At 73.5% G+C, this 18,765-nt stretch carries 12 protein-coding genes and 1 pseudogene; 6 read left to right on the top strand and 7 right to left on the bottom strand.

What is annotated here, in order from left to right; genetic code table 11:
- Window positions 1–16 precede the first annotated feature (16 nt).
- Complete coding sequence (locus ACH4B3_RS01950) at window positions 17–829, top strand: BTAD domain-containing putative transcriptional regulator (protein ID WP_398460754.1); 813 nt, start codon at window positions 17–19, stop codon at window positions 827–829.
- 42 nt (window positions 830–871) lie between these two features.
- Here the strand turns inward: ACH4B3_RS01950 and ACH4B3_RS01945 are convergent, their stop codons facing one another.
- The 5 genes from ACH4B3_RS01945 to ACH4B3_RS01925 form a co-directional block, all read right to left on the bottom strand.
- Window positions 872–1,051 carry a DUF6104 family protein gene (locus tag ACH4B3_RS01945; RefSeq protein WP_014048295.1) on the bottom strand — a complete coding sequence of 60 codons (180 nt, stop codon included), beginning with the start codon at window positions 1,049–1,051 and terminating at the stop codon, window positions 872–874.
- A gap of 142 nt (window positions 1,052–1,193) precedes the next feature.
- Window positions 1,194–4,961, bottom strand: coding sequence for a multifunctional oxoglutarate decarboxylase/oxoglutarate dehydrogenase thiamine pyrophosphate-binding subunit/dihydrolipoyllysine-residue succinyltransferase subunit (locus tag ACH4B3_RS01940; protein ID WP_398460753.1), 3,768 nt, complete (start codon window positions 4,959–4,961; stop codon window positions 1,194–1,196).
- A gap of 225 nt (window positions 4,962–5,186) precedes the next feature.
- Window positions 5,187–6,308 carry an ATP-binding protein gene (locus ACH4B3_RS01935; RefSeq protein WP_398460752.1) on the bottom strand — a complete coding sequence of 374 codons (1,122 nt, stop codon included), beginning with the start codon at window positions 6,306–6,308 and terminating at the stop codon, window positions 5,187–5,189.
- Entirely contained in the window at window positions 6,305–7,045 is a 741-nt protein-coding gene (locus tag ACH4B3_RS01930) for a response regulator transcription factor (RefSeq protein ID WP_398460751.1), read from the bottom strand. Before ACH4B3_RS01930 ends, ACH4B3_RS01935 begins: the two co-directional genes overlap by 4 nt.
- 104 nt (window positions 7,046–7,149) lie before the next feature.
- Window positions 7,150–7,857, bottom strand: a complete 708-nt coding sequence (locus ACH4B3_RS01925; protein WP_398461553.1) for a spermidine synthase — start codon at window positions 7,855–7,857, stop codon at window positions 7,150–7,152.
- A 608-nt stretch (window positions 7,858–8,465) separates the two neighbouring features.
- Between ACH4B3_RS01925 and lon the strand changes: the two genes are divergently transcribed.
- Window positions 8,466–10,886, top strand: a complete 2,421-nt coding sequence (gene lon / locus ACH4B3_RS01920; protein ID WP_398460750.1) for an endopeptidase La — start codon at window positions 8,466–8,468, stop codon at window positions 10,884–10,886.
- 270 nt (window positions 10,887–11,156) lie between these two features.
- On the opposite strand, the gene ACH4B3_RS01915 is transcribed toward lon, so the two are convergent.
- Complete coding sequence (locus ACH4B3_RS01915; RefSeq protein ID WP_398460749.1) at window positions 11,157–12,008, bottom strand: lysozyme; 852 nt, start codon at window positions 12,006–12,008, stop codon at window positions 11,157–11,159.
- A gap of 205 nt (window positions 12,009–12,213) precedes the next feature.
- Here ACH4B3_RS01915 and ACH4B3_RS01910 point away from each other — a divergent pair.
- A pseudogene (locus tag ACH4B3_RS01910) lies at window positions 12,214–12,690 on the top strand (MarR family winged helix-turn-helix transcriptional regulator); the annotation flags it as partial.
- A 220-nt stretch (window positions 12,691–12,910) separates the two neighbouring features.
- Here the strand turns inward: ACH4B3_RS01910 and ACH4B3_RS01905 are convergent.
- Window positions 12,911–13,681, bottom strand: a complete 771-nt coding sequence (locus ACH4B3_RS01905; RefSeq protein WP_398460748.1) for a hypothetical protein — start codon at window positions 13,679–13,681, stop codon at window positions 12,911–12,913.
- Between the two features lie 385 nt (window positions 13,682–14,066).
- Here ACH4B3_RS01905 and ACH4B3_RS01900 point away from each other — a divergent pair, with 385 nt between their 5' ends.
- From ACH4B3_RS01900 to ACH4B3_RS01890, 3 genes are read left to right on the top strand one after another with little or no spacing between them, the layout of a single operon-like run.
- The gene (locus ACH4B3_RS01900; protein WP_398460747.1) at window positions 14,067–17,879 is read left to right on the top strand and encodes a nitrate- and nitrite sensing domain-containing protein; all 3,813 of its coding nucleotides are present in this window, start codon (window positions 14,067–14,069) and stop codon (window positions 17,877–17,879) included.
- On the top strand, window positions 17,876–18,361 hold the full coding sequence (locus ACH4B3_RS01895) for a roadblock/LC7 domain-containing protein (protein WP_398460746.1): 486 nt from the start codon (window positions 17,876–17,878) through the stop codon (window positions 18,359–18,361). Before ACH4B3_RS01900 ends, ACH4B3_RS01895 begins: the two co-directional genes overlap by 4 nt.
- On the top strand, window positions 18,358–18,762 hold the full coding sequence (locus ACH4B3_RS01890; RefSeq protein ID WP_398460745.1) for a DUF742 domain-containing protein: 405 nt from the start codon (window positions 18,358–18,360) through the stop codon (window positions 18,760–18,762). Before ACH4B3_RS01895 ends, ACH4B3_RS01890 begins: the two co-directional genes overlap by 4 nt.
- Window positions 18,763–18,765: the final 3 nt, after the last annotated feature.

Raw genomic sequence — 18,765 nt, 5'->3', positions numbered from 1 at the left:
TGAGGAGGTGGCACCCATGTACGTGAACGTCCTCGGGCCGCTGACGCTCCGTCATGGCACCCAGTCCGGGGTGCCGACGGCGATGAAGCCCCGGAAGGTCCTGTCGCTGCTGCTGCTGAACGACGGCCGGGTGGTGCCGGCGGCGACCCTCATGACCGAACTCTGGGACGGCGCGCCCCCGCGCACCGGCCCGACCACCCTCCAGACCTACATCCTCCACCTGCGGAAACTGCTCGCCCAGGCGCTGTCGGTCCCCACCGCGGTGATCACCCGCGACATCCTGCAGACCCGGCCCGGGGGCTACTGCTTCATCCTCCGCTCCGGCCAGCTCGACGTGCACCGCTACTACGACCTGGTGGCCGAGGCCGACTGCGCGCTGGACGCCGGGGACGAGCGGACCGCCGAGGCCGTCTACCGCCGCGCCCTCGCCGTCTGGCAGGGCCCGGCGCTGGTCGACGTGGTGCACGGCCGCCCGCTCCAGGCCGAGGTCGCCCGGCTGGAACAGTCCCGGCTCACCGTGACCGAGCGCAGCATCGAGACCCGGCTCCGGCTCGGCGGGCACCAGGAGGCCCTCAGCGACCTCGCCTCGCTCGTGGTCGAGCACCGCTTCCACGAGGGCATGCACGGCCAGTACATGCTCGCCCTGCACCGCTCCGGCCAGCGCACCCGGGCGCTCGCCGTCTACCAGCGGCTGCGCCTGACGATGGCCGAGGAGCTGGGCCTGGAACCCTCGGTGAAGCTCCAGCGCCTCCAGCAGGCCGTCCTCGTCTCCGACCCCCGGCTGGACCACGAGGCCGGCGCACCGGGCCGGGGGCCGGTGGTGGCGTGACCGCCGCCGGGCACGGCCGTCCCGGCCCGCCCGGCGCCGCGGTCACTCGTCCTCGTCGTCGTCCAGCCGCGCCAGCCAGGTCGCCAGGCGCTCCACCGGCACCTCGAAGTCCGGATTGAGGTCGACGAAGGTACGCAGCTGCTCGGCGAGCCACTCGAAGGTGACCTCCTCCTCGCCGCGCCGCTTCTCCAGCTCCTCGATGCCGCGGTCGGTGAAGTACAAGGGGGGCTCCCGGTGATGTGGTGGTCGTACCCCTCCAGGATAGGCGGGCGCGGCGGTGCCGCCGCCGGTCCGGCCGGACGCCGGAGGGCCCGGCCCCGCACGATGCGGGGCCGGGCCCTCCTCAGTCGGTGGCAACCGGTCCTCAGAGGTCGAAGACCTCGTTGACCAGCGCCTGCTGCTCGACCTGGTGGCGCTTGTTGGAGCCGACCGCCGGGGACGAGGAGTGCGGGCGGGAGACCCGCACCAGCCGGTCGCGGGCCGGCACGTCCGCGCCGACCGCCAGGTCCAGGTGGTCGATCAGGTTGAGCGCGACGAACGGCCAGGCACCCTGGTTCGCCGGCTCCTCCTGGGCCCACACGAACTTCTCCACACCGCTGAACTTCGCCAGCTCGGCCTGGAGCTCCGCGCCCGGCAGCGGGTACAGCCGCTCCAGACGGATGATCGCGGTGTCCTGGGCACCGCGCTTGTCACGCTCGGCGTCCAGGTCGTAGTAGACCTTGCCGGAGGTGAAGACGACCTTGCGGACCGCCGCCGGGTCGACCTTCTCGTCCCCGATGACCGGCCGGAAGGCGCCGCTGGTGAACTCCTCCGCCTTCGACGCCGCGGCCTTCAGCCGGAGCATCGACTTCGGGGTGAAGACGATCAGCGGCTTGTGGTGCGGGTTGTGGACCTGCCAGCGCAGCAGGTGGAAGTAGTTCGACGGCAGCGTCGGCATGGCGACCGTCATGTTGTTCTGCGCGCACAGCTGCAGGAACCGCTCGATCCGGGCGGAGGAGTGGTCCGGGCCCTGGCCCTCGTAGCCGTGCGGCAGCAGCAGCGTGACGCCGGAGGTCTGGGTCCACTTCTGCTCGGCGGAGGAGATGAACTCGTCCACGACGGTCTGCGCGCCGTTGACGAAGTCACCGAACTGGGCCTCCCACATCACCAGCGCGTCCGGGCGGGCCAGCGAGTAGCCGTACTCGAAGCCCATCGCCGCGTACTCGCTGAGCAGCGAGTCGTAGACGTTGTACCGGGCCTGGTCCTCGGAGAGGTACAGCAGCGGGGTGTAGTCCTCGCCGGTCTCCCGGTCCACCAGCACCGCGTGGCGCTGGCCGAAGGTGCCGCGGCGGGAGTCCTGGCCGGCCAGCCGGACCGGGGTGCCCTCCATCAGCAGCGAACCGATGGCCAGGGTCTCGCCCATGCCCCAGTCGATCGTGCCGTCCTCGATCATGGCCGCGCGGCGCTGCAGCTGCGGCAGCAGACGCGGGTGGACGGTGACCCGGTCGGGGACGTTGACCTGCGACTCGGCGATCCGCTTGATGACTTCCTGGCTGACCGCGGTGTTCACCGCGACCGGGAACTCGGGCTGCGGCTCCGGGATCTCGGCCGGGGCGGGCTGCGAGGTGGCCTCGCGGACCTCCGCGAAGACCTTCTCCAGCTGGCCCTGGAAGTCCTGCAGCGCCTGCTCGGCCTCTTCCAGCGTGATGTCGCCGCGACCGATCAGCGACTCGGTGTACAGCTTGCGCACCGAGCGCTTCTTGTCGATCAGGTCGTACATCAGGGGCTGGGTGAAGCCCGGGTTGTCGGTCTCGTTGTGACCGCGGCGCCGGTAGCAGATCAGGTCGATGACGACGTCCTTGTTGAACGCCTGGCGGAACTCGAAGGCGAGCCGCGCGACCCGGACCACGGCCTCCGGGTCGTCACCGTTCACGTGGAAGATCGGCGCCTCGATCATGCGGGCCACGTCGGTGGCGTACATCGAGGAGCGGGACGCCGCCGGGGCGGCGGTGAAGCCGACCTGGTTGTTGATGACGATGTGCACGGTGCCACCGGTGCGGTAGCCGCGCAGCTGCGACATGTTCAGCGTCTCCGCGACCACGCCCTGGCCCGCGAAGGCGGCGTCGCCGTGGAGCGCGACCGGCAGGACGGTGAAGTCGGTGCCCGCCTTGCCGATGATGTCCTGCTTGGCGCGCGAGACGCCCTCCAGGACCGGGTCCACCGCCTCCAGGTGGGAGGGGTTGGCGACCAGCGAGACCTGGATCTGCTCGCCGTCCAGACCGGTGAAGGTGCCCTCGGCGCCCAGGTGGTACTTCACGTCGCCGGAGCCGTGCATCGACTTCGGGTCGAGGTTGCCCTCGAACTCGCGGAAGATCTGCGCGTACGACTTGCCGACGATGTTCGCGAGCACGTTCAGCCGGCCGCGGTGGGCCATGCCGATGACGACCTCGTCCAGGCGCGACTCGGCCGCCGCGTCGAGCACCGCGTCCAGCAGCGGGATGACGGACTCGCCGCCCTCCAGCGAGAAGCGCTTCTGGCCGACGTACTTGGTCTGCAGGAAGGTCTCGAACGCCTCGGCGGCGTTGAGCCGGCGCAGGATCCGCAGCTGCTCCTCGCGCTCCGGCTTGGTGTGCGGGCGCTCCACCCGGTCCTGGATCCACTTGCGCTGCTTGGGGTCCTGGATGTGCATGAACTCGATGCCGGTGGTGCGGCAGTACGAGTCGCGCAGCACGCCGAGGATGTCGCGCAGCTTCATCATGGACTTGCCGGCGAAGCCGCCGACCGCGAACTCGCGCTCCAGGTCCCACAGGGTGAGGCCGTGCTCGACGATGTCCAGGTCGGGGTGCTTGCGCTGGCGGTACTCCAGCGGGTCGGTGTCGGCCATGACGTGGCCGCGGACCCGGTAGGAGTGGATCAGGTCGAAGACCCGCGCCGCCTTGGTGACGTCGTCGTCGTGGCTGACGTCGATGTCCCGGAGCCAGCGGACCGGCTCGTACGGGATGCGCAGCGCCTCGAAGATGTCGTCGTAGAAGCCGTCCTCGCCCAGCAGGCAGTTCGACACGATCCGCAGGAACTCGCCGGAGGCGGCACCCTGGATGACCCGGTGGTCGTAGGTCGAGGTCAGCGTCATGACCTTGGAGATGCCCAGCTTGTTCAGCGTGTCCTGGGACGTGCCCTGGAACTCCGCCGGGTACTCCATGGCGCCCACGCCCATGATCACCGACTGGCCGGGCATCAGGCGGGGCACCGAGTGCACGGTGCCGATGCCGCCCGGGTTGGTCAGCGAGACCGTGACCCCGGTGAAGTCGTCCATGGTGAGCTTGTTCGCCCGGGCGCGGCGGACGATGTCCTCGTACGCCTGCCAGAACTCGAAGAAGTTGAGCGTCTCGGCCTTCTTGATGGCCGCGACGACCAGCTGCCGGTCACCGTTGGGCTTGACCAGGTCGATGGCCAGGCCCAGGTTCACGTGCGGCGGCTTGACCATCGTCGGCTTGCCGTCCTTCTCCGCGAAGGACCAGTTCATCGACGGCATGGACTTGATCGCCTGCACCATGGCGTAGCCGATGAGGTGGGTGAAGGAGACCTTCCCGCCCCGGGCGCGCTTGAGGTGGTTGTTGATCACGATCCGGTTGTCGAACAGCAGCTTCACCGGCACCGCGCGGACCGAGGTGGCGGTCGGCAGCTCCAGCGAGGCGTTCATGTTCTTCGCCACGGCCGCGGACGGGCCGCGCAGCGTGACGAACTCCGGACCGCCGGCCGCACCGGCGGCGGGCTGTGCGGGCTTCGCAGCGGCCGGCTTGGCGGCGGGCGCCGCCGCGGCCGGCTGAGCGGCCGGGGCCTGCGCGGGCTGCGCCGGAGCGGCGGGGGCCTGGGCGGCCGGCTTCGCCGGGGCCGCCGGGGCGGCCTGGGCCGGAGCCGCGGCTCCGCTCACCGGCTGCTGCGGGGCGGCCACAGCGGAGCTGGTGTCCTTGCCCGGCTTGTAGTCGGCGAAGAAGTCCCACCAGGCTCGGTCGACCGAGTTCGGGTCCTGGAGGTACTGCTGGTAGATCTCGTCGACGAGCCACTCGTTGGCACCGAACGCGGCGGCTGGGTTCTTCCCTTGCCCGTCCTGGTCGGTCGAGACGCTCGAGGTGTTGGGGGACTGTGGCGACACGGCGGCAACCGCCCTCTTCCGCTTCCTAAGGTGGTGGACAGCGGGAATAAAGGCTACGCCTTCCGGCACCTTACGTGCAGGCCGCACTGGTCATCGTCGCGCACATCACATTGATCGACGGGTTTCGGGGTGTGACTTGGCGGGAAACACCCCTGGTTTTCCGTACGCGAGAGGACACCGAGCCGCCCACACGCCCGCGTGTGTGCTTCCGCTGACGACCCTACGTCAACCCTGGTCCCGAGTGGTGCCCGGAAGGCTGACCTTGATCCGGCAACCTCGCGGAGATTCGGCCACCCGGATCCGGCCGCCGTGCAGATCCACCGCCCACCGGGCGATCGCCAGCCCCAGCCCGGTGCCGCCGTCGCCGCCCGGGCCCTTGCCCGGCGCCGCGGCCTTCGGCCCGCCCCGGTTGAACCGCTCGAAGACCCGGTACCGCTCGGCCTCCGGGATGCCCGGTCCCTCGTCCAGCACCTCCAGCTCCAGGCTCTGCGGGCCGTCGCCGCGCCGCGCCCGGAGCGTGACCCGGCCGTGCTGCGGGCTGTGCTTCACCGCGTTGTCGATCAGGTTGGCCACCACCTGGTGCAGCCGCTCCGCGTCCGCGTGCGCGGTCAGGTCGGAGGGGAAGACGTCGAGGTTGAGGTGGACGTCCTTGCGCGCATGGGTGCCCGAGCGGTGGTCGGAGCTGGCGCTGCGGGCCATGCTCGCCTCCTTCAGGATCCCGGCGAGGTAGGGCCACACCTCGAAGCGCCGGGAGTGCAGCGGCACCACCCCGTTGTCCAGCCGGGACAGGTCCAGCAGCTGCTCCACCAGCCGGCCCAGCCGCTCGGTCTGCCGCAGCGCCACCCGCATGGTCTCCGGATCGGGCTCCGAGACCCCGTCCACCACGTTCTCCAGCACCGCCCGCAGGGCCGCGATGGGGGTGCGCAGCTCGTGTGAGACGTTGGCCACCAGTTCCTTGCGGTGGGTGTCCACCGCCTCCAGGTCGGCGGCCATCCGGTTGAAGGCGGCGGCCAGGTCGCCGAACTCGTCCCGCCGCTCCGCCGCCCGCACCCGCCGGGTGTAGTCGCCGTTCGCCATCGCCCGGGTGACCTCGGTCATCTCGTCCAGCGGCGCCGACAGGCCGTGCGCCACGAACTGGGTGATCAGCAGCGAGGCGATGATCGAGAAGATGGTGATGATGCGCAGCTCGGTGTCGGAGTGGGCGGCCACGAACACCAGCAGCGTGGTGATGATCACCGAGCCGATGACCAGCGCGCCGAGCGCGGCCTTCACCGAGCGGTACGGGTCGATGGGCCGCAGCGCCTCCCACAGTCGGCTCCACAGCTCCCGCACCGGCACCGGTTTCATGCCGCGGGGGTCTCCAGAGCGTAGCCGACACCGTGCACGGTGCGGATGCGCTCCGCGCCGATCTTCCGGCGCAGCGCCTTGATGTGGCTGTCGACGGTCCGGGTGCCCGAGGCGTCCGCCCAGTCCCACACCTCGGCGAGCAGCTGCTCCCGGGAGAGCACCGCGCGCGGGGTGTTGGCCAGGCACACCAGCAGGTCGAACTCGGTCGGGGTGAGGTGGACATCGTTGCCACGTACCCGCACCCGGCGCTGTGCGTGGTCGATCTCCAGCTCGCCCAGGCGCAGGATGCCGCTGCGCGGGGTGTGCGCGGCCAGCGCGGCCCGCTCCACCCGGCGCAGCAGCACGTGCACCCGGGCCGCCAGCTCGCGCATCGAGAACGGCTTGGTCATGTAGTCGTCCGCGCCGACCCCGAGGCCGACCAGCATGTCGGTCTCGTCGTCCCGGGCGGTGAGCATCAGCACCGGCACCGGACGTCTGGCCTGCACCCGGCGGCACACCTCCAGCCCGTCGAAGCCGGGCAGCATCACATCGAGGACCAGCAGGTCCGGCTGCCATGCCTCGGCGGTGTCCACGGCGGCCGGGCCGTCCCCGGCGGTCTGGACCTGGAAGCCCTCCGCGCGGAGCCGGGCGGCGATCGCGTCCACGATCGTCGGATCGTCCTCGACGACCAGCACCCGGCGCTGCGCCCCGGGCGTGGTCGCGGCGGCGCCGTTCTGGGTGGTGTGAGTCTGATCCATACGCCCGCCCCTGCGTCGTTCCGTGAAACCGGCGGCCTCGTGCCTGGTCACCTGCCCGGCCGCACTCGTAGGCAAGAAGCGTAAAGCCACCGTGCGTAGCTCGGCTACGCACCCCGAGTTGCGAAGTGGACCACGTCAGGGACACCCCGGGCAACCGCGATCTCTTCGGTCCGTACGCCCGTGAAACCGGCATTACGGAGGGCTTCCTCGAACGCCGGGGACGGCTGCGCGGACCACACGGCGAGCACTCCGCCGGGGGTCAGCCGGGCCGCGCAGGCGGCGAGCCCGGCGGGTGAGTACAGGCTCTCGTTGCCCTCGGTGACGGTCCAGTCCGGCCCGTTGTCGATGTCCAGGCACAGCGCGTCGTAGCGGTCGCCGGCCTCCTGGACGTACCGGACCAGATCGGTCCGCGCGATCTCGGTGCGCGGGTCGGCCAGCGCGCCGGCCGACACCGCCGACAGCGGCCCGGTGCGGTGCCAGTCGATGACCGCCGCCTCGCGCTCCACCACGGTGATCCGGCCCCAGCGAGGCTCCGCGGCGGCCTCGGCCAGCGAGAAGCCGACCCCCAGCCCGCCGATGAGCAGCGCCGGGGCCGGCCGGTCGGCGGGCAGCGCGGCGAGGGCGGCCCGGACCAGCAGCCGCTCGGAGCGGCCGTCGGAGGTGTCCATCAGGAAGCAGCCGTTGGCGATGATCTCGTACACCGCGTGATCGGTGCCGCGGCGCCGCAGCACCACTTCGCCGTACGGGCCGTCGCGGCGGTCCAGGACCCGCGGCGACCGGTCGTCGGCGGTGTCGTGCAGCGGGTGGTGCATGAGGGCCTCCAGTGATCGGACAGGGACGAACGAGGCGGTGGAGAGGTTGCCCAACGTGACGGAAATCACACCAGGTTGATGCCGTGTGCCGCCTTCATGGTCGATTGTGGCTCCCGCCCGGGGGGCGGTGATCACTCGGCCGGTGGCCGGGCCGGTCCGGGCCGCCCCGGCGTCGGTCGTCGCCTGGTCGGTGGCCCGCCCCGTCCGGTCGGTGGCTCGCCACGGGTGGGGCGGGCCGGAGGTGGTGGGGAGTGACCGGGGCCGGTCGGTGGTGCGGGGCGGCCGGCGCGTGGCCGGGGCCGGCCGCGGTGCGGGGCGTGTGGTGTGTGGCCGCGCGCCGACCTCGCCGCCGCCCGGGTGTGCCGGCGGACTGCCGGTCGGCCGGACCGGCTGAGCGGTCGGCGCCCGGGCTCGTGTCACCGGCGCCCGGCAGCCTCGTGCCACCTGCGCCGGGCGGCCTCACGCCGGATCGGCGCCCGTTCCGTGAGGCATGGCCGGTTTCTGTGTGTATCACCCCGTTCGCTGAGAGCGAACGCGGCGTGGGGAACACCGGCGGGCGCAGGTGCATTGAGTCGATACAGCTCAAGTTGCTTGCCGAAGGGGAGACCATGGCTTCGTCGTCCGCATCGCTCACCCTGCCCGTACTGCCCCTCGACGACGAGGTGGTGCTGCCCGGCATGGTGGTTCCGCTCGACCTTTCCGACCCGGACGTACGGGCCGCGGTGGAGGCCGCCCAGGCCGCCGCCCGCGCCGCGGGCCGCGCGCCAGGCGGCGGGAAGCCGCAGGTGCTGCTGGTGCCACGGATCGAGGGCAACTACGCCGCGGTGGGCACCCTGGGCACCGTGGAGCAGGTCGGCCGGCTCTCCGACGGCGACCCCGGCGCGCTGATCCGCGGCGTCCGCCGGGTCCGCATCGGAGCCGGCACCACCGGCCCGGGCGCCGCGCTCTGGGTGGAGGGCACCGCGATCGAGGAGCAGGTGCCCAGCCCGCTGCCCGGCTCGGTCACCGAACTGATGCGGGAGTACAAGGCGCTCGCCACCAGCTGGCTGCGGAAGCGCGGCGCCTGGCAGATCGTGGACCGGGTGGAGCAGATCGACGACGTCTCGCAGCTCGCCGACAACTCCGGCTACTCGCCGTTCCTCACCCTCCAGCAGCGGGTCGAGCTGCTGGAGACCACCGACCCGGTGGCCCGGCTGAAGCTGGCGATCACCCGCCTCAGCGACCACCTCGCCGAGCAGGACGTGGCGGAGGCCATCGCCAAGGACGTCCAGGAGGGCGTCGACAAGCAGCAGCGCGAGTTCCTGCTCCGCCGCCAGCTGGAGGCCGTCCGCAAGGAGCTGGCCGAGCTGAACGGCGATCCGGAGGACGAGTCCGACGACTACCGGGCCCGGGTGGAGGCCGCCGACCTGCCCGAGAAGGTGCGCGAGGCCGCCCTCAAGGAGGTCGACAAGCTGGAGCGGGCCAGCGACCAGAGCCCCGAGGGCGGCTGGATCCGTACCTGGCTGGACACCGTGCTGGAGCTGCCCTGGACCGAGCGCACCGAGGACGCCTACGACATCCCCGGCGCCAAGGCCGTGCTCGACACCGACCACGCGGGCCTGGAGGACGTGAAGGAGCGCATCACCGAGTACCTGGCGGTCCGCAAGCGGCGCGCCGACCGCGGCCTCGGGGTGGTCGGCGGCCGGCGCGGGGGCGCGGTCCTCGCCCTGGTCGGGCCGCCCGGTGTCGGAAAGACCTCGCTCGGCGAATCCGTGGCGCGCGCCATGGGCCGGAAGTTCGTCCGGGTCGCCCTCGGCGGCGTCCGGGACGAGGCGGAGATCCGCGGCCACCGGCGTACCTACGTGGGCGCGCTGCCCGGCCGCATCGTGCGGGCGGTCAAGGAGGCCGGCTCCATGAACCCCGTGGTGCTGCTCGACGAGATCGACAAGGTCGGCTCCGACTTCCGGGGCGACCCGGCGGCCGCCCTGCTGGAGGTCCTGGACCCGGCGCAGAACCACACCTTCCGGGACCACTACCTGGAGGTCGAACTGGACCTGTCCGACGTGGTCTTCCTCGCCACCGCCAATGTGCTGGAGGCCATCCCGGAGGCGCTGCTGGACCGGATGGAGCTGGTCCGGCTGGACGGCTACACGGAGGACGAGAAGGTCACCATCGCCCGCGACCACCTGCTCCCGCGCCAGCTGGAGCGAGCCGGACTGGAGCCCGGCGAGGTGACGGTGGACGACGCGGCGCTGCGCAGGCTCGCCGGGGAGTACACCCGCGAGGCGGGCGTCCGCACCCTGGAGCGGTCCCTCGCCCGGCTGCTGCGCAAGGTCGCGGCCCAGCACGAGCTGGGCGAGCGCGAACTGCCCTTCACCATCGGGGCGGACGAGCTGCGCCCGCTCATCGGCCGTCCGCACCACACCCCCGAGTCCGCCCAGGACCCGGCCGAGCGGCGCACCGCCGTCCCGGGCGTGGCGACCGGGCTGGCGGTCACCGGCGCGGGTGGCGACGTCCTCTTCGTCGAGGCGTCGCTGGCCGATCCGGAGACCGGGGGCGCGGGGCTGACCCTCACCGGCCAGCTCGGCGAGGTGATGAAGGAGTCGGCGCAGATCGCCCTGAGCTTCCTGCGCTCGCACGGCGCGGAGCTGGAGCTGCCGGTCGCGGATCTGAAGGAGCGCGGTGTCCACCTGCACGTCCCGGCCGGTGCGGTGCCCAAGGACGGACCGAGCGCCGGCATCACCATGACCACCGCGCTCGCCTCACTGCTCTCCGGTCGGCAGGTGCGGCCGGAGGTGGCGATGACCGGTGAGGTCTCGCTGACCGGCCGGGTGCTGCCGATCGGCGGCGTCAAGCAGAAGCTGCTGGCCGCGCACCGCGCCGGGGTGACCACCGTGATCATCCCCAAGCGGAACGAGCCGGACCTGGACGACGTCCCGGCCGAGGTGCTGGAGAAGCTGTCGGTGCACGCGGTCTCCGACGTCCGCCAGGTGCTGGAGCTCGCCCTCCAGCCCGCCACGGCGGACAGCCGGGTCCCGCTGGCGGCCTGACCTCCGCTCCCGCCCGGCCTGCCCGGGCCGCCCGCCCCGCCGGAGACCACCGCTCGGTCTCCGGCGGGGCGGGCCTGACGCTCACCGGGATGCCGGGCCTCCCGGACGACGGCGGCCGGCCGGTGCTCCGTGGAGCCGGTCGGGGAAACCCCGCACGGCACGGCGGTGGCGCCCGCCGCCATGATCGCGGCGGCGGGCCGACCGCCGTGCCGGTCGAGCGGCCCGGTGCCAGGGTCCGCCGGGCCCCTGGCACCGGGCCGGACTTCGGGATCAGCCGTAGGCCAGGGCCTGCAGCCGGTCGTACGCCCCGTTGAAGAGGTTGTGGTCACCGACGGTCGGGCCGGTGGAGGTGTACTGCCAGATGGTGTGGAAGCCCCAGCCGGCCGGCAGCTCCCCGACGGAGGACCCGTAGCGCGGGATCCACAGCGGGTTGATGGAGCCGAAGCTGCCGTTGTTGCCGGTGCAGGTCTTCCACCAGCTGGTGGAGGTGTAGATGACCGGGTCGCGCCCGGTGCGCGCCCGGTAGGTGTTCACGAAGTCCTTGAGCCAGCTGACCATGGCGCTCTGGGACTTGCCGTAACAGGTCGCCCCGTACGGGTTGTACTCGATGTCGAGCGCGCCGGGCAGCGTCCTGCCGTCCCGGGACCAGCCTCCGCCGTTGTCGACGAAGTAGTTCGCCTGCGTCGCGCCGCTGGAGACGTTGGGCAGGGCGAAGTGGTAGGACCCGCGGATCATGCCGACGTTGTACGACCCGTTGTACTGCTGCGCGAAGTACGGGTTCTTGTACGTGGTGCCTTCCGTGGCCTTCACGTAGGCGAACCGGACACCGCTGTTCCAGAGCGTGGACCAGGCGACGTTGCCCTGGTGACTGCTGACGTCGACGCCTTCCACGGAGGCGAGCAGCGAGGGGGTCCCGGCCGTGCCGCCCCGGGGGTCGCCGCCCCGGGCGCCGCCCTCGTGCTTGAGGATCTGGGAGCCGGCCCAGTGGTCCTCGGGGTGCGGGGCGGGCTTGCGTTCGTCCGCCGAGGCGGTGCCGGTCAGCGACACGGTCAGGAGGGTGGCGATGACCCCGGCGATCGCGGTCACCGTGCGCCGGGCCGATGCAGGTCTGTGCGCAGGCATGGGGTGCCTCCGAGGGGGAGTGTGGGAGGAGTGACACGGATTTGGGGTGTCCATGTCATGTACGACGCTACGGGCGTAGATAGCGGTAGGGAAGGGGTCCGGGTGCTGCCGTTGGTCTAATCCTGCGAAATACTGGCGGAGCTGCGGTGACGTGCGCAGCCATCGGAAAGTTTCATTCAGCTGAAAATCCGGAGAGGGCGCTGACATGGACAATACCGGCCATGAGCCGTCCGAGCCGGGAGGCTCACGCATCGAGGGCACTACGGGTGTAGACCATGCATTCCTGGCCCTTGAGCGCGAATTGGCCGTCTTTCTGCGCCGCGCCCGCGCCTCCTCGGGGGAATTGGCCCGGGAGGTCCACCCCGATCTGGAGCCGGCGGCCTACGGGCTGCTGATGCGCCTGGAGGACGGCGGCCGGCAGCGCGCCACCGACCTGGCCGCGTACTTCGGGGTCGGGAAGGCCACCATGAGCCGCCAGTTGCGGGCCCTGGAGGACCTGGGGCTGGTCGCCCGGGAGCCGGACCCCGCCGACGGCCGCGCCTTCCTGGTGCAGCTCACCGGGGAGGGGCGCGAGCGGTTCCGGCGGGTGCGCACCGCCCGGCGGGCCCAGTACGCCAACCGCCTCGCCTCCTGGGAGCGGGGCGAGGTGTCCGAACTGGCCCGGCTGCTGCACCGGCTGAACGGCGCCCAGGCCGGCGAGGACCCGGGCCCCCGGGCGGACCCCTGCCGGGACGGCGGGGCGTGCCGCGACTCCGGCCCGTGCCAGGACGCGCCACCGGCCGCGCGGTCGCCGCAGGCCGGGACCTGACCGGCCGGGTGGTCGCCGCAGGCCGGTCCTGACCGGCCGCCCCCGCCCCCGCGACCCGGCCTCCGGCCGGGCCATCCGGCCGGAGGGTGCACGGCTACGGCTCGACGAACACCGCCGCCGCGTCGTCGTGCGCCTTGCCGCGCGGGAAGCGCCGTCCCGCCGGGTCCGCCAGCTCCGCCGCCCGCACCCGGTCGATCAGCCCCTGCGGGCCCTCCTTGCGCAGCACCCCGAAGCAGTGGGTCCAGTCGCCCTCGCCGAACACCTCCACCCAGCGGGCGGCCCCGTCGGTGAGGGCGGCCAGCGCCCGTATCCGGGTCCGGGGCAGCTCCCCGGTCACCGCCCGGCCGGCCACCAGCGGGTCCGCGGCGGCGGTGAAGAAGCCGTCCTCGGCGTTGCGCAGCGGGGCGAGGAGCCGGCCGGCCGCGCGGAGGCGGTCGATCCGGTCGTCCCGGACGCAGGTCACCTCTTTGTCGTCGCCCTCCAGCAGCAGCACCGAGTCGGAGAGCACGAGGTACTCCACCCGCTCGTCGTCCCAGCGCGCGAGGACCACGGTGGCCTGCGGCGTGAGGACGTGAGAAAGGTCACAGGTAGCCCGGTGTTTGTCGGCGGTTTGTTCGATGGCGGCCGCGAGGCAGTCTGCCAGCGTCATATCCCGCCGCGAACCGGACAGTTCGAGGAGCGCCCCGCCCAGCCGGGCCGTGAACCAGGGCACCCCGTGCGCGCACCCGTCGTCCCCTCGTGGTGGAGTCACGCCGTCCAGCAGGGCGAGTACGCCGCCCCGCCCCGACGCTGGTAGCGCTACTGACACGTAGTCCTCGTTGGGGCGTTGGAGGTCCCCGGGGGCGGTGGCGAGTTCGATGCGCATCCGGGCAGTCTGCCGGACCACCGGTGTCGGCCGGGTCGGCGGACGGCGGCGGCGAGGTCTGGTACATACCTGGGAGACGGATGCCGGATTGGCGTCGGAATTGGCACTTCAGGCCGGTTGTGGGCGCGAATACTGCCAGGAGGCGGAAGCGATTTCCAACTGTGGAGACCTCATGGACGGGTATGGACCCAACCGGAAGTTGATGGTCAACTTCGCAATGATGTTCACTCGTTCAGGTGGCCGGGCCGGTGTTGCGCGTCCGCCTCACAGTGGTACTTGGAATGGTCGGATTCCGTACCAGGGGTGGCGTTCGAACACATGTTGAAGTGTCGTCACCACCTCCTGGGTCCACAACGGATCGGGCGAGAAAAGATTGTGAGCACCGGTGCGGAAGAAGCGGCTTCGGGGCGGCAACGACGAGCACGGCGGCGAACCGACGCGGAACGAACAAGGCGAGCGGACCACCCGCCCGGCCCGGCGTACCGCGCGGGTACGTAATCGGCTGGTCCTGTCGGTCGCCGTGGTCTCCATCGCCGTCGCCGCGGCCGGCGCGCCCGCCATCGCCGCCGCCATCGACCAGACCCACGACTCGCAGCGCCTGGTCGACCTCGCCAGGACCAACCGCGAAGCGGTGGTGCTGGCCCACTCGCTCGCCGACGAGCGCGACGCCATGACCGAGTTCGTCGCCGCCGGCCGCAGCTCCGCCTCCGGCGCCGGGGTCTCCGAGGACCAGCGGGCCCGGGTCGACCGCCGGATCGGCGCGCTCCGCGGCGACGTGCCCGGCGCGCTGCGCCGGCTGCTGGACGACCTGCCCCGGCTGCGCCAGCAGGCCCTCACCGGCCGTGGCTCCGCGCTGGACGTCGCCAGGAAGTACACCGAGACGGTCCAGGCGCTGCAGGACCTCGCGGGCACCCTGGCCCGCAGGATGCCCGAGCGCGCCGACACCGGCAGCGCGGCCGCCCTGGCCTCCCTCGGCCGGGCCAACGAGCAGGCGTCCGCCACCCGCGGCCTGCTGCTCGGCGCGCTCGCCGCGGACGGCGGTCAGCCGGGCCTCACCGAGGCCGCCCAGCGCGGCCGCATCCGCGAGCAGGCCGCGGTCGCCGACTTCGAGCAGCTCGCCCCGGCCGACGTCCGGGAGCGCTTCACCCGCACCGTCAACGGCACCGAGGTCACCACCGCCGAACGCCAGCTGGACCGGCTCACCGACGACGCCGAGCTGTCCGGCACCGACCTGCTCCTGGAGACGGAGCGCGTCGGGGCGATCCTGACCGCCCGTATCGACCGGATGCGCGGCGTGGAGTCCGCCCTGGCCACCGCCGAGGTGGACCGGCTGGAGCAGTTGCGCGACGACGACGTCACCGACCTGGAGATCCACATCGCCCTGGTCGCCGCGTGTCTGCTGGTCGCCCTGGGCGCCGGCGTCTCCGCCGCGCGCTCCATGACCCGGCCGCTGGCCGCGCTCCGGCTGGGCGCCCGGCGGGTCGCCGCCGACCCGGTGGCCGAGGAGCCGGTGGAGTACCGCGGCCGCGACGACGAGTTCGCCGAGGCGGTGCGGAGCGTCAACGAGCTCCGGGAGGCCGCGCGCCGGGAGCACGAGCGGGCCGCCAAGGCCGAGGCCGACCGCGCCCGGGTGGTCGGCGAGCGGCGGCGGCTGGCCGACGAGCGGACCGAACTGCGCCGCGAGCGGGACGAGATCGCCGCCCGTCTCGACGGCCTCCGGGCCCGGGTGCACGGCAGCTTCGTCAGCCTCGCGCTGCGCAACCTCGGTCTGATCGAACGGCAGCTCGCGGTGATCGAGGGCCTGGAGGAGCGGGAGCAGGACCCGGACCGGCTGGAGACCCTCTTCCAGCTCGACCACCTCGCCACCGGGATGCGCCGCTACAGCGAGAACCTGCTGGTCATCGCGGGTTCGGAGAACAAGGCCACGCACCCGGGCCCGGTGCCGCTGCTCGATGTGCTGCGCGCCGCGATCAGCGAGGTGGAGCGGTACGACCGGGTGCAGATCCAGTCCCTGCCGCCGCACACCCATGTCGCCGGGTTCGCCGCCGACAGCATGAGCCACCTGGTCGCCGAGCTGCTGGAGAACGCCACCACCTTCTCCCCGCCGGACTCCCATGTGCAGCTCTCCGGCTGGCTGCTGGAGACCGGCGAGCTGCTGCTGTCGGTGCAGGACGAGGGCATCGGCATGACGCCGGCCCGGTTCGACGAGCTGAACGAGCGCCTGGCCGAGCCGGTCCCCGACTACTGCCAGGGCCCCAACGCCGAGGACCCGCTCGGCCTGGGCCTGTACGTGGTGACCCGGCTCGCCGCGCGGCACGGCGTGCAGGTCCAGCTGCGCGAACAGCAGCAGGGCGGGGTCGCCGCCGTGGTGATCCTGCCGACCAAGATCCTCCCGGCGCCGCCCGCCGGCGCGGTGCCCGAGCCCGCCCCGGCCCGGCCGGCCACCGGTGGCGCGCCGGCCGGTGGCCCCGGGCTGCCCGGCTCCGCCGCCGAGGCCAACTCCAACACCCTGACCGGGCACGCCCGGTCGCGGGCCGCGCGGCCCGGCGAGCCGGGGACGGACCGGCCGGAACCGGTGCGCCCGGAGGGGCGCCCGGCGGCCGAGGAGGCCATTCCGCGGACCCGCGGCCCCTGGGCCGCCGACGGTCCGGCGGAAACCGGCGACCCGGCGGGCGCGGCGCCCCCGGCGGCGCCGGACGGCCCGCACGCCGACGGCGAACCGGACTTCGTCCCCGACATCGAGGTGGACGTCGCGCCCGGTGTGGACCCGCTGGTGGCCGCGGCCGAGCGCACCATCCAGCTGGCCGCCCTCCGCGGTGACCTGCGCCCCAACCACCCGGAGCCGGCGGCCCCGGGCGACACCGCGGAGCGGTCCGGCAGGCAGCCGGGCGCCGGGCACCCCGAGGGCGAGCAGGCCCCCGGCCACGCCGCGGCCCCCGGGCACCCCGAGCACGAAGAGCCGGCGGACCACGCGCCGGCCGCCGGCCCGGAGACGGGCGACGGATACGGCGCCGACGGGTACCCGCGCCCCGGCGGCGGCCCGGCCGACGGCTCCGGTGCCCCGTCCGGGGCGGACACCGGCCGGGACGGCGGCCACCCGGAGCCCCGCTCCGGGACCGGGGCGACCGCGCCCGGCACCGGCCAGGGACACCCCGGGCCCGCGACCGGCACCCTGCCGGACGCGCCCGCCGGTGACCGGACGGGCGGTCCGCTGCCGGGCGGCGCCCCGGAGAGCGGTGCCCCCGTCGCCGGCCGCGCCTGGAGCGTGCCGCGGGCCGCCGGGGACCCGTCGCGTTCGCCGGGCCCGGCGCTGCCGCGCCGCCCCCGCCGTGGCTCCGGACCGGACGCCGGGCGCGACGCCCGGCCGTCGGTCCCGGACCCCGAGCCCACGCCGCCGGACGGCACCCCGGCGGCGGGCGTCGCCTGGCGGCAGCCGGGCGACCCGGCCGCCCCCGGTGGCACCCCGGCGCCCTCCGCGCCCCCGGCGCCGGAGGGGAACCCCGCGCCGGACGCGCGCCGGAAGGCCGGTGCGGACGGGCACGACCACCCGGCGGACCGGACACCGCCGCCGCTGCCGTCCCGCCCCCGGCCCGGGCGGGCCGCCCGGCGGTCCCCCGGCGCGGACGACTGGCCCGGCGCCACGCCCGCCGCGGAGTCCGTCCCCGACGGCGGCCGCTCCGGTGACGCCCCGGGCGCCACCGGGGGGACCGTCCCCGGCCCCGCCGGGCCGGCCGCAGAGGCCGCCCCCGCGGCCGGGCTGCCCCGCCGCAAGCCGGCCGCCGACGGCGACCCGGCCCCCGACGGCGACCCGGCCCCCGACGGGCCGGCCGCGCCCCAGCGGCGGCTGACGGACAAGGGCCTGCCCAAGCGCACCCCGCGAACGGTGGCCCGCCCGGCGCCCGCCGGGCGCGAGCGCGCCCGGGGAGTCAACGCCGAGGAACTCCGCCGCCGGCTGGGCGGCTTCCAGCAGGGGGCGCGCGAGGGGCGGCGGGACGCCGAGGCCGAGGCCATGGGCGGCCGCGGCGACGGCACGGGACCGCAGGATGACGTCACCGCACGACGGGACGCCCGCGAGGGACGTCCGGAGCCGGCGGCGCAGGCGCCGCGGGTGAGAGGACAGGCGGGGCCGCGCCACCGGCCGGGACCGCACCCGGGGGCGCAGGACGAGGCAGGCACTGTTGAGGAGGCACGGGATTGAATGCGCCCAGTAGTACGTACGGGCTGAGCAACGCGGCCCGCAATCTGCACTGGCTGCTCGCCAATCTGGTCGAGGAGGTGCCCGGCGTCCGCTCGGTGGCCGTGGTCTCCTCCGACGGTCTGCTGCTGCTCTCCTCGGATCCGGAGCGCAAGTCGCCGGCGTACGACCCCACGGCCCAGGACGGGCCCAAGGGCTCCAGCGCGGACCTGGCCACCATCGTCTCGGGGCTGGGCAGCCTGACCCTGGGGGCCTCCCAGCTGATGGACGGCGGCGGGGTCAAGCAGACGATGGTCGCCATGGAGGAGGGCAGCCTCTTCGTGATGTCGATCAGCGACGGGTCGCTGCTGGGCGTGCACGCCACGCCGGACTGCGACATGACCGTGGTCGCGTACCACATGGCGCTCTTCGTCGGGCGCGCCGGACATGTGCTGACCCCCGAACTCCGCAGTGAGCTGCGGAAGTCGCTGGAGTCCGGTCGGTGACGGTCTCCGCCGGGCTGCCGCTGCGCGGCCTGCCGTCCCGCAAGCCCTCCCGGGTGCGGCCGTACTCGTTGACCGGGGGCCGCACCCGGGGTGGACATGTGCTGCTGGTCGAGACGTTCGTGGCGGCGCTGGACGGTCCGGAGGACCGCCGGGAGCAGGCCGACGGCGGCCGGGGCGCCCGGATGGCGCCGGAGATCAGGGCCATCGTGGAGCTGTGCCGCCGGATGCGTTCGGTCGCCGAGATCTCCGCGCTGCTGAAGATCCCGCTGGGTGTGGTGCGGGTGCTGCTCAGTGACTTGGCCGACCAGGGAAAGATCCGCGTCTACGGCACCGGGCGCGGCCCGGGTCAGCCGGACCGCGCGCTGCTGGAAAGGGTTCTGAGTGGACTTCGCAGCCTCTGAGGC

The sequence above is a fragment of the Streptomyces sp. NPDC018031 genome (assembly GCF_044327625.1).
Lineage (GTDB): Bacteria > Actinomycetota > Actinomycetes > Streptomycetales > Streptomycetaceae > Streptomyces.
The sequence above is the reverse complement of the archived record's forward strand: the minus strand, read 5'-3'. Positions and strand labels throughout refer to the sequence as shown.